This window comes from Gammaproteobacteria bacterium (genome assembly GCA_028819075.1).
Taxonomy (GTDB): Bacteria; Gemmatimonadota; Gemmatimonadetes; order Longimicrobiales; family Gaopeijiaceae; genus BD2-11.
In genome coordinates, this window is record JAPPMM010000045.1 from 137964 (window position 1) to 149166 (window position 11203).

At 69.3% G+C, this 11203-nt stretch carries 8 protein-coding genes; 4 read left to right on the top strand and 4 right to left on the bottom strand.

Annotated features, from left to right (window positions below):
* The 4 genes from argH to OXU32_12445 form a co-directional block, all read right to left on the bottom strand.
* On the bottom strand, window positions 1-1416 hold the full coding sequence (argH, locus tag OXU32_12430; GenBank protein ID MDE0074754.1) for an argininosuccinate lyase: 1416 nt from the start codon (window positions 1414-1416) through the stop codon (window positions 1-3).
* The gene (locus OXU32_12435; GenBank protein ID MDE0074755.1) at window positions 1413-2612 is read right to left on the bottom strand and encodes an argininosuccinate synthase; all 1200 of its coding nucleotides are present in this window, start codon (window positions 2610-2612) and stop codon (window positions 1413-1415) included. Before OXU32_12435 ends, argH begins: the two co-directional genes overlap by 4 nt.
* A 54-nt stretch (window positions 2613-2666) precedes the next feature.
* A complete protein-coding gene (locus tag OXU32_12440; protein MDE0074756.1) occupies window positions 2667-3116 on the bottom strand; it encodes a thioredoxin domain-containing protein in 450 nt (149 codons plus the stop codon).
* A gap of 81 nt (window positions 3117-3197) precedes the next feature.
* Window positions 3198-5480, bottom strand: coding sequence for a TonB-dependent receptor (locus OXU32_12445; GenBank protein MDE0074757.1), 2283 nt, complete (start codon window positions 5478-5480; stop codon window positions 3198-3200).
* Between the two features lie 304 nt (window positions 5481-5784).
* Between OXU32_12445 and OXU32_12450 the strand changes: the two genes are divergently transcribed.
* The 4 genes from OXU32_12450 to OXU32_12465 all read left to right on the top strand — a co-directional run bounded on the left by OXU32_12450 (window position 5785) and on the right by OXU32_12465 (window position 11032).
* Window positions 5785-6711, top strand: coding sequence for a threonine/serine dehydratase (locus OXU32_12450; GenBank protein ID MDE0074758.1), 927 nt, complete (start codon window positions 5785-5787; stop codon window positions 6709-6711).
* Between the two features lie 112 nt (window positions 6712-6823).
* Window positions 6824-7615: a class II glutamine amidotransferase gene (locus OXU32_12455; protein MDE0074759.1), complete on the top strand. Its 792-nt coding sequence runs from the start codon at window positions 6824-6826 to the stop codon at window positions 7613-7615.
* Window positions 7616-7670: 55 nt separating this feature from the next.
* Complete coding sequence (locus tag OXU32_12460) at window positions 7671-9671, top strand: S9 family peptidase (protein MDE0074760.1); 2001 nt, start codon at window positions 7671-7673, stop codon at window positions 9669-9671.
* Between the two features lie 251 nt (window positions 9672-9922).
* A complete protein-coding gene (locus OXU32_12465; GenBank protein ID MDE0074761.1) occupies window positions 9923-11032 on the top strand; it encodes a 6-bladed beta-propeller in 1110 nt (369 codons plus the stop codon).
* Window positions 11033-11203: the final 171 nt, after the last annotated feature.

The window sequence follows — 11203 nt, forward strand, 5'->3', positions numbered from 1 at the left end:
CTACCAGAACCCAGCCGCGAGTGCCTCCCGTGCCTGCTCCAGCTGCGCGGCAACGGCTTCGCGGCCCGTGCTACCGCTCACCACTCGCGCATCCGCGGATCGGACCGGGTCGAAGACCTCCGTCACCCCGGGACCGAAGGCCTCGTGCTCCTCCGCGAGGGTCTCGGTGGACAGCTCCGCGATCGAGCAGCCCAGTGCTTCCGCGCGCCGCACCACCCGTCCCACGACCTCGTGGCTGGTGCGGAAGGGCACGCCCTTCCTGACCAGGTAGTCGGCCAGATCGGTCGCCAGGAGGGCGGGGTTCAGCGCGGCCTCCATGCGCGCGGGCTGGAAGGCCGCGCCGCCTATCGCCCCCGACACCGCCGGCAGGGTGAGTTCCAGGGTGTCCACCGTGTCGTAGAGGGCGGCCTTGTCGTCCTGGAGGTCGCGGTTGTAGCCCGTCGGCAGGCCCTTCAACTGAATCATCATGGAAACCAGGTTGCCCACCAGGCGCCCGCTCTTGCCGCGCGCGAGTTCGGCCACGTCGGGGTTCTTCTTCTGCGGCATCAGGCTCGAGCCGGTGCAGTAGCCGTCGGAGAGCTTCAGGAACCCGAACTCCTCGGAGGCAAACAGCACCAGGTCCTCGCACAGGCGCGAGAGGTGCACCCCGATCATCGCTCCCGCGAAGAGGACGGAGACGATCCAGTCGCGGTCGCCCACCGCGTCCATGCTGTTGGGGGTCACGGAGTGGAAGCCCAGCTCGCGGCCCATCGCGGCGCGGTCGACCGCGAAGGGACACCCCCCGATGGCGCCGGCGCCCAGCGGCAGCACGGCGGCCTCTTCGGCGGCCGAGCGGAGACGGGCCCGGTCGCGCACCAGCGGCCAGACGTGCGAGAGCGCCCAGTGGGCGGCGCGCACCGGCTGCGCCCGCTGCAGGTGGGTGTAGCCGGGCATCACCAGCTCCTGCGACCCGGCGGCCAGATCGACCAGGGCGCTGCCCAGCCGGACGACCTGACCGTCGAGTGAAGCCACCGCGTCCATGCCCCACAAGCGCACGTCGGTGGCCGCCTGATCGTTGCGCGAACGCCCCGTGTGCAGCTTGGCGCCCACCTCGCCCACCTCCTCGACCAGCAGGCGCTCCACCAGGGAGTGGATGTCCTCGTCCTCTACCGCGGCGGGATCCATGCCCTCGAGGCGGGTCGCCACCACCTGCAGGCCGGCGTCGATGTCCTGCCATTCCGCGTGGGTCAGGACTCCGGCTCGCAGGAGTGCGCGCGCCCAGGTGCGGCTGGCGCGCACGTCCTGGGGCCAGAAGCGAAAATCCATGTCCAGAGAGCGGTTGAGCGGCGCCATCTCCGGCGCCATCTCCTCGGAGAATCGCCCCCCCCAGAGCCCGTGACCCGGAGTGCCGGCTCCCGCCTCTCCGGGGTCGGTCACTCCCCCGCCTCCGGGTATTCCAGTGAAAGGCTGAAGAGCCTGATGAAGCCGGCGGCGTCGCTTTGATCGTAGTCGCCGGAGCCGGATTCGCCGAAGGAAGCCAGATCGCCGTCGTAGAGCGATCTCGGGCTGGTGCGCGACACGCTGCGCGCCGACCCCTTGTACAGTTCCATCGTTACGCTGCCCGTCGCCCGCCGCATGAGCACATCCACCAGTGCGTCGATGGCCTCGCGCTCCGGTGTCCACCAGCGCCCCTCGTAGACCAGGTCCGCGTACCGGTCCGCCACGAGGTCCTTCAGGGCGATGGAGCGCCGGTGCAGCGTGAGCTCTTCAAGCTCCTTCAGGGCGGCGTACAGGATGGTGCCGCCGGGGGTCTCGTACACGCCCCGGGACTTCATGCCGACCAGCCGGTCCTCCACGATGTCGGCCCGCCCGACCCCGTGCCGGCCGCCGGCGGCGTTGAGCGCCTTGAGAAGCTCCGCCGGGTCCAGCCGTTCCCCGTTGACGGAAACAGGGTACCCTTCCTCGAACTCGATCTCCACGCGCTCCGCGTCGTCGGGCGCGTCCATCGGCGACACCGTCCACAGGAACATCTCCTTCTCGGGCTCGAAGGTGGGGTCCTCGAGCGGGCCGCCCTCATAGGAGATGTGCCAGAGATTCTCGTCGCAGGAATAGAGCTTCTCCTCGTCGACGCCCGTCAGATCGATGCCCCGCGAGCGCGCATAGGCGAGGGCGTCCTCCCGCGAAGCGAGGTCCCACTCGCGCCAGGGGGCGATGACCTCGAGCTCCGGGGCGAGCGCGCGGTAGGTGAGCTCGAAGCGCACCTGGTCGTTGCCCTTGCCGGTGCATCCGTGCGACACCGCGTTCGCGCCCGCGGCCCGCGCCACCTCCACCTGCCGGCGCGCGATGAGCGGCCGCGCCATCGAGGTTCCCAGCAGATACTTGCGACCGTAGACCGCCCCGGCGCGGAGCGTCGGCCAGACGTAGGAGGACACGAAGTCTTCGCGCGCGTCCACCCCGTGGAAGGCCACGGCGCCGCTGGCGAGGGCCTTCTCCCGCAGACCGGCAAGCCCTCCCGGCTGGCCCACGTCGACCGCCACGCAGACCACTTCCGCCTCGTAGTGCTCGACAAGCCACCGGGCGATGACCGACGTATCGAGCCCGCCGGAATAGGCGAGCGCCACCCTCATTGCCATGGTGTCTCTCTCACTGGCAGTCCGTGGACGAATCCGCGCTGCGGAAGCGGCTCGCTAGGCGCTGGCCTCGGCTCCCACGGCCTCGCGGACGAACCCGCGAATCACCTCCGGCTCGAAGCCGAGGCTGCGGCCGATCTCCTCCCCGTCCCGGAACAGCAGGATGGTCGGCACGCTGCGGATGGCGTAGCGCTGGCACGGCTCTGGCGAGCGGTCGCTGTCGACCTTCACAACCAGCAGCCTTCCCCGCTCCGCCGCCGCGATCTCGTCCAGGAGGGGCACGACCAGCTTGCAGGGACCGCACCAGTCCGCGTAGAAGTCCGCGAGCACCGGCACGCCCGCTCCGAGCACGGTGGCCTCGAAGTCCTCGGCCTCGACCTTGACGGGTCGATCGATGAGGATGGGCCGCGAGCAACTCGCGCACTTCGGCCCGGTGCGGGCTTCGGCAAGGCCAATCCGGTTGAGGGAGCGGCAGAACGCGCATCTCAGTGTGGTGAACTCGCTCAAGGCCGGATCTCCGCGGGGTGTGGCTCGCGACAGGCCGGATCCCGCTTCCGGCCGCGCGCAAACGTTACCACCGGGGCACATTCAACGGAAGGCGTAGGTGAGGCTGGCCACCACCAGGCGGCCGATCTCGGGTGCCCCGATGAACTCCTGGTGACCGTCGTCGAGGAGGTTGGTGCCGGTGAGCGCCGCACTGGCGCGCGGCAGACCCGGAACCGGAAAGCGCACCTGGGCGTCGAGCACCGTGTACCCCTCCACGTCCCCGGCATAGACGCCGGCGTTGGCGTAGAAGCCGCGCTGGCGTCGCATGCGCGCCTCCGCGGAATAGCCCGGGCCCGCGCCCTCATAGCGAATCGAAAAGCTGCTTTTCGTCTTCGGCAGATTCAGGGAGATGTCCTCCAGGTCCGAGCAGTCGGTCGCGGTACTCGCCACGAAATCGAAGCACTGCTCGCTGATGTGCGCGTGCGTGCCCTCGAGCGAGAGCGCGGGCGTAAGCGAGACCTCCGCCGAGAGGCCGGCGGTCCAGAAGTCGACCCTGCCGTAGTTTCGGTAGGTAAGCAGCAGGCCCGGGGTCGTCACCTGGTCCGGCATGATCGTTCCGACCGGGAGCTCCAGCACCAGGTTGGTAAGATCGTGAATCAGAAGGTCCCGCAGTTCGGGATAGACGATCCCCAGCCTGACCATCGGCTCCACGCGCTTCTCGATGAACGCGCGCGTGGATTCGGGCTCGAAGAAGACGGTCGGGGTCTCGACCCGGAGGGGGCCGATGAAGTTGTCGATGGAGGACCGCCCGAGCGCCGCCGAGACGCGGCCGCGGCCTTCCACCTCGATCCGGTACTGCAGCGACAGCGAGTTGATGATGCTGGGCTCGAGCGGATCGACGGGGTCGACGCCGATGGGGCGGCCCAGGACCTCCTCTCCCAGGAAGGGGGGCCGGCCGGCCGCCCACTCCTTCTGATTGAAGAGGAGGAGCCGGGGAAGGAGTTCGCCCGGTTCGGGGTCCCTGAAGAACGGCCGCAGCGGTCGCAGCGCCATGGGATCGCTGGCTGCCGCGATCTCCACCAGCGTATTCCAGAGCACCGCCGGATCCGCCGGCAGCCTCTCGCCGGGCGCGAGCGGCGAGCGCATGCACATGCCCCCGAAGCCTCCGGGGCAGCGGTCGTTGAAGGTGAAGCCGCCTTCGGGGACGCCGCGTGCCAGGATGTCGTAGATGAGCACGCCGGCCGTCATTCTCCCCGCGCCGACATCCAGGAGGAGATGATCGGCGGAGGGCATGAACGAGACGCGCGCGGCGTTGGCGAGGAGCCGGTGCCCGTCCGCGGGGCGGAAGATCAGGCTGGCGAAGGGCGAGACGCCGAGGCCGTCGACACGGGAATGTCGTTCGAGTTGCAGGATCGCGGCCAGGTCCAGCCGGCTGGAGATGCGGATGACGGAGTCGAGGTAGCCTCCGGCGACCAGGATGCCGTCCGCGTCTTCGTAGACGCCGGTCACCGTGCCGTTCGTGGAGGGACGCACGCCGCGGACATCCAGGCCGTAGCGAAGGTTGTGCCGGCCGGCGAGGCGGGCCGAGTGGCCGATGCGGCCGCCGAAGAAGAGCGACCGGTCCTCGATGTCCCCGGCGGTGCGGTAGAACACGGCCTCCCCCGCTCCCCGTCCGCGCACCACGGCGTCGGCCGACAGGCGGCCCCGGCGGTAGCGCGCCTGCCCGTGCCAGCGGGTCCAGCTGCGGGCGTAGGCGGCGCCGAGTTCGGTGAGCTGGTTGCCGCGCAGGCGGTCCAGGCCACCCTCGAAGACCCAGCCGTCGGGGTCGTCTGGCCCCAGGTCGTAGCGGACGCCGGCGCCCCATCGCTCCAGCTGGTCGTCGCGCGCCGGGAGGAGCGCACTGGTCGCGCGCAGCCGCTCCTCGACCGGGTCCGCGAACGGCCAGTCGGTGCCGCGCAGGTAGTGGCCCGAGGCTTCGAACAGCGACCCGCCCCCGACCCGGTCGGCGTGCCGGAACCGCGCACCCGCGAGCGCCCGCCCACCGCCGAAGAACGTTCCCTCGGTACCCGTGGAGTCGCCTCGGGAGGGAGGCTCGAGGCCGAATGGGAACGAGAGCCGGATCCACTGCTCGTGGTCCCAGCTCAGCGGCAGAAGGCTGCCCCCGAACGCGTCCGTGAAGTGGGGCCCCACGAACACCCGCTGCACAAGCCCGGCCTCGAGGGGTGATCCGGGGTTGAAATACAGACCCTGGGCCTCGGCCGGCTGCGACGTCGGGTCAAGGGCGAACCATGTCAGCGCAAGGATGAGCGGGAGTCCTCGCGGGAACCAGCGTCGGGAAAGCGCCGGGAGTCGCGGGATGGGCGGGTCCTGCGAGGAGGTCGACATGATGGGGGCTCCTGGTGCAGATCTCGCTCCGAAGGAGCCAGTCCTGAGGGATGCGCGGCATCGCAACCCGCGGTCCCGGCGTGGCACTCGGCTGCGTCGAGGCGTGCGCCGCAAGTATCCCGCCCACCGATGGTTGTTCCCGCCGAGGCTCTGGAGGGTAGCTCTTCACCCCACTGGCGTGCGCGCCGGACCTGCCGCATCATCCCCGATCGTCAGCCATGCCCCCGCTCCCCGGAGCCCCGTAATCGCACCGCTCGTAACGCTGGACGCCGTCCAGGAGGCCCGGGCCCGCATCGGCGCCCGGCTGCACCGGACCCCGGTGCTGTCGTCCCGGCGCCTGAGCAGACAAGCGGGCATCCCGCTTCGGTTGAAGATGGAGAGCCTGCAGAAGACCGGCTCCTTCAAGGTGCGCGGGGCGCTCAACAAGGTGCTGGTCGCCGGTCGGGCGGCTCGGCGCGGAGTGGTTACGGTGTCGGCCGGGAACCACGCGCAAGCGCTGGCGTGGGCGGCGGGATGCGTGGATGTGCCATGCGCCGTGGTCATGCCCGCGGGCGCCTCCGAGACCAAGGCGCGCGCGAGCGCCGGCTATGGCGCCGAGGTGGTGATCGCCGACGACGTGCACCAGGCCTTCGCGCTGGCGGAGTCGCTGGCGCGCGACCGGGGAATGCTCTTCACCCACCCGTTCGACGACCCGGCCGTCATCGCCGGCCACGGCACCACCGGGATCGAGTTCGCCGAGCAGGCCGTGGATCTGGACGTGGTGGTGGTGCCGGTGGGGGGCGGCGGGCTGATCGCCGGGGTGGCCGCGGCGGTGAAGCGCCTGCGCCCGGAACTCCGCATCTACGGCGTGGAACCGCATGGGGCCGCGGCTATGTCCGAGAGCCTGCGCATCGGGCGGCCGGCCCGTCTGGAGCGCGTCGCCTCGGTTGCCGACGGGCTCGCCCCACCCATGGCGGGCGACATCACCTACCGGCATGTGCGCGCCCTGGTGGACGACGTCGTGCGGGTGAGCGACGCCGAGATCACAGCGGCCGTGCGCGCGCTCGCCGAGACCGCCAAGATGGTGGTGGAGCCCGCCGGGGCGGCCGGCGTGGCCGCGCTCCTGTGCGGGCGTATCCCCGACGTGGGCGCCGGCCCCGCGGGAGCGATCGTCTCGGGCGGCAACGTGGACTCGAGCCTGCTGGCGGAGATCCTCGCCCCGGAGCGCGCGCGGGGTACCGCATCGCCCTGAGTTGCACGCGCCGCATCCCCGGCAAAACTTCATCTCCGAAGGCACCAACCCATCATCCTCCGAAGGAGAGACAAGCGCCTTGTGCCGATTCGTATGCTACTCCGGCGATGAAATGCCCGTCCGCCCGATCGTGTTCGGGGGAAGCCACACGCTCGTGCGGCAGAGCTATGACGCAAGGGAGATGGGCCACGGGATCCACAACGCGGACGGGTATGGCGTTGGCTGGTATCACGGCGGACGCCCGGTGCGGATTCGCGAAGCGCGCCCCATCTGGCACGACCCGGACCTCGAGGACGTGCTCTCGTCCGTGCGTTCGTCGTGTTCGCTGGCCCTCGTGCGGAGCGCGAGCCCGGGCATTCCGCTGGACCGGGGGGAGGTGGCCCCGTTCATGTTCGAGCGCTGGTCCTTCGGCCTGAACGGATACGTGCGCAAGTTCCACACGCACGCGATGCGCGCACTGCGCTCGACGCTGCCGGACGAACTCTACATACAGATCCGGGGGACATCCGACACGGAGACCCTCTTCCTGCTGGCGATCGCGGAGGTTTGGAAGGGGGCGTCGCCCGGAACGGCGCTGGCGCGGGCCGCGGAGCGCGCGGGCTCGCTGGACGTGCGCTGCAAGCTCAACATGATCCTGGCCGACGGGCGGAATCTCGCCGTGATCCGCACCTCGAACTTCGACGAGACCAACTCGTTGTACTTCGCCCGCCGGCATCCGCTCGCTCCCGGGGGCACGCTGATCGCCTCGGAGCGGCTGGATGAGGATGGGGAATGGCAGGTCGTGCCGCCCCACTCGGTGATCGAGGTCACGGAGGCAGGCGAGCCGCGGATCACGGAAGTGGATGCACTGCTGCGGGGACGGACGCTGTCGCCTGTCGGCGCGGGCGGGGGCGGGGCGGGTTAGGAGCCGGTCGGGCTGCGCTCGCCGCCGCGTCCGACATGGACACGAGGATGCAGACATGAGACGGTTGACGTTGGTTGCGACGACGATCCTGACGGTGTGGGCAGGGTGGGGCTGCACCCGGGAGGCGCCCGCGGCCGAGGGTGGTGTGGCGGGCTCGATGGCCGAGGATCCCATCAGCGCGGAGGTGCTGGTCGACCTGCGGGCGGCGGTCGGTGGCAGCCGCTCGCCCCAGTGGGCTCCCGACGGGTCGACGATCACCTTCGTGTCGGGGGGCGGGCTGGGGGCGGTCGCCACGGAGGACGGCGCTTTCCGCGCGCTCTCCGACGACCTCAGCCTGAGCGGGGTGGGCTCGCTCGGTGCGCCACAGCCGGTGTGGTCACCCGACGGCCGCTGGATCGCCTACACCTCCGACAAGAGCGGTGCGCCGGAGATCTGGCTCTGGTCCGCCGAGGAAGGCAACGGCATGCGGGTCACCACCGACGTGCAGCTCACCAGGCTGGCCGCGCGCGCCAACGGACTGGCGTGGTCCCCCGACGGGACCCGGATCGCCTTCTCCGGCGACCGCTTCGGCAACATGGACATCTGGACGGTATCGGTGCCGGAGGGGAAGGTGCGCCGCCTGACCGGCGACCCCCTTTACGAGGGCTACCCCAGCTGGACCCCGGACGGCGACCGGCTGCTCTACGTGCGCATGGACGACCGCTGGGTCGACCACGACGTGATCGAGATCGACCCCGACGGGAACAACCAGCGCGTTGTCGTGCGCGACACCGGCTTCTTCGACTACCGTGCCGGCAGGGCGTTCGGGGCCGCGCAGGTTTCCCCCGACGGTGAGACCATCCTCTTCCGTTCCCAACGGAGCGGCTGGCTGAACTTCTGGGTCGTGCCCCGCGCCGGCGGCGATCCGCGCCCCGTCGCGGCGTCCGGCTACGACCAGAGCGATGCCCGCTGGTCGCCCGATGGCCGCTGGATCAGCTACACGGAGAACCGGGACGGCGTCCATTCCCTCCGCGTGGTGTCGGCCGACGGCGGCGAACCCAAGGTCCTCGTGGACCTGGACGTGGGTGCGGCGCTCCGCCCGGAATGGTCTCCTGACGGCGACCGCATCAGCTACACCTTCGAGACCCCGGTGCGCCCCGCTGAGCTCTTCGTTATCGATGTGGCCTCGGGCGAGAAGCAGCTCCTGCACAGCGAGATCCCCGCGGGCGCCGCGGACGAGCTTCACATGCCCGGGAAGGTGCGCTATCCGAGCACCGACGGGCTCACCATCGAGGCCTACCTGCACAGGCCCCCGGACGCGGCCCCGGGTGAGCGCTTCCCGGGCGTGCTGTGGATCCACGGCGGCCCCACCTCCCAGTTCGACGACCAGTTCCGCCGCCACCAGCAGGTCCACTTCTTCGCCCAGCGCGGCTACGTCGTGCTGATGCCCAACATCCGCGGCAGCTCCGGCTACGGCCTCGAGTTCGAGGATCTCAACAACGAATGCTGGGGCCACTGCGACCTCGAGGACGTGCTCGCCGGCGTCGACTATCTCAAGACCCTGCCCTACGTGGATCCCGACAAGATCGCGGTTACCGGGACCAGCTACGGCGGCATCATGACCATGGCCGCGGTGGCCTTCGCCCCGGATGTCTTCCAGGCCGCGATCTCGCTCTCGGGCTACGGCGACATGACCGACTTCCACACCGAGGTTCACGAGCTGCAGCATATCAAGCTGGTCGAGTACGAGCTGGGCCCGTACCCGGAGAATCGCGACGTCTATCTTAACAGTTCCGCGATATTCAAGGCCCATCAGGTGACGACGCCCACCTTCGTCATTCAGGGCGAGGGTATTGCGGCCGACTGGCGCCTGGAGGAGGGAGGAGCCCCGGCGGCACTCGACTTCGCGCGCAAACTCGATCAGCACTATAAGATCGTGCGATATAAGGCCTATCCCGGCGAAGGATACTATGTATATGGGCGCGACAATACGATCGAGAAACTCCACGACATGCTGGACTTCTTCGAGGAGTTTCTTGTGACGGAGATCGAATACGGCGATGGGCAGGGGATGTAGCGGGCGACGTGAAGCGTGAATCCGATGTGATCGTGGCGCCGAGAGGGATTCCTGCACTCAAGTTTCGACCGCCGTGGACGTGCCTCGCCGTCGCGGCGGTCGCAATTGCGGGATGCGCTGGCGGAGACGATGGCTCTTCCCGAGCGCTGCCGGTCGCCGAGCGTGACAGTGCGGCAACCCGGATCGTCGAGAGCGCCGCGCCGGCCTGGGACTCAGAGCGAAGCTGGCGGCTCGCGCCGACTCCGGAGGTTGTGATCGGCGCGTCGTCGAACCCGCTCGAGGGTCGGGACGAGATTCCACTCTACCGCATACAGGGCGCCCGCTTCCTCCCGCACGGTGGAATCGTCGTGGCCAACGCGGGCACCTACGAAGTCATGGTCTTCGACCAGGCAGGCACGCTGGTCCGGCGCTTCGGCGGGCAAGGCGAGGGTCCGGGAGAGCTTCGTGACATCGACGGCGTTCACCTATGCGGCGGAGACTCCATCGCAGTTGTCGACGGATCCCGGCTCCATCTCTTTGACAGTGAAGGGACGTTCCTGCGTCGGGCACAGTTTCGCCTCGGCGAACGCTCGGCGCCGGTGCAAGGCGTCTCGACGGACTGCCGGCGAGGAATGCTGCAGCAGCGCACCGGGATGCCCGCAGTTGACCGTCAGGGCCCTGCCGATGACGTCTTCGCGTGGGTCGACGCATTCTCCGAAGCGGTCGATACCGTTGCCACGGCCGGGTTGCTCGAAGTATGGACCCGGACCTTCGGCGGAGGCGCGCGGCCCTGGGTCATCCCCTGGGGGACCTCCCGTCGCACGCACGCGACACGCGATGACGAGTTCGTCGTCGGGAACGGACGAGTCCCGGAGTTCCGGCGGTACGATTCCAGTGGTGGGTTACAGCTGATTGTCCGATGGTCCGGCCAGCCCCGTCCGGTGTCGGGGAGGGATCGGCAGCGCTACTCTGCGGAACGGATGGAGTTTCTCTCCTGGGCACCGGCCGGAGAGCCGGAAACCAGGATGCTGTTCCCGGCCCTCGGCGAGTATCCCGAGAATCCGACTCACAAGCCGCTCTTCGACCGGCTGCTGCTGGATGACCGGGGAGGCATCTGGGCGCGTGTCTTTCCGGAAGAGTCCTTCGGCCTCTTCGATTCGCGCCTCCCCGGCCCGATAGTCCATACGGAGACCTGGACGGTGTTCGATCCGACGGGAGTCTGGCTGGGCGATCTGACCCTCCCTGGTCGGTTCGAGCTTCATGACGTAGACGGGGATCGGCTGCTCGGCGTGGCCCGGGATGCTCTCGATACGGAAACAGTTCAGCTATTCCGAATCACAGGGATGGAATCGGTCCAGGCTCCTGCCGGCGGTGCGAGATGACGCGCGGCCTCCTGTCGCAGGAATCAGCCTGATCTGCCCCGCCTCACCCCGAACTGGTGGACCGGCATCCATGTGATCTGGCGGGATCTCGGGGGGGGATCAGAGAAGTCCCATCCAGCCATTGAGGCGGACTGATGAAATCCATTGCCGTCCATAGGCGTCCATATAGTC

What these genes read in the sequence shown, in the direction of transcription:
- OXU32_12435 (MDE0074755.1), bottom strand. Translation starts at nt 2,612, where the DNA reads ATGGCAATGAGGGTGGCGCTCGCCTATTCCGGCGGGCTCGATACGTCG.
- OXU32_12455 (MDE0074759.1), top strand. Translation starts at nt 6,824, where the DNA reads ATGCCCGTCCGCCCGATCGTGTTCGGGGGAAGCCACACGCTCGTGCGG.
- OXU32_12460 (MDE0074760.1), top strand. Translation starts at nt 7,671, where the DNA reads ATGAGACGGTTGACGTTGGTTGCGACGACGATCCTGACGGTGTGGGCA.
- OXU32_12445 (MDE0074757.1), bottom strand. Translation starts at nt 5,480, where the DNA reads ATGTCGACCTCCTCGCAGGACCCGCCCATCCCGCGACTCCCGGCGCTT.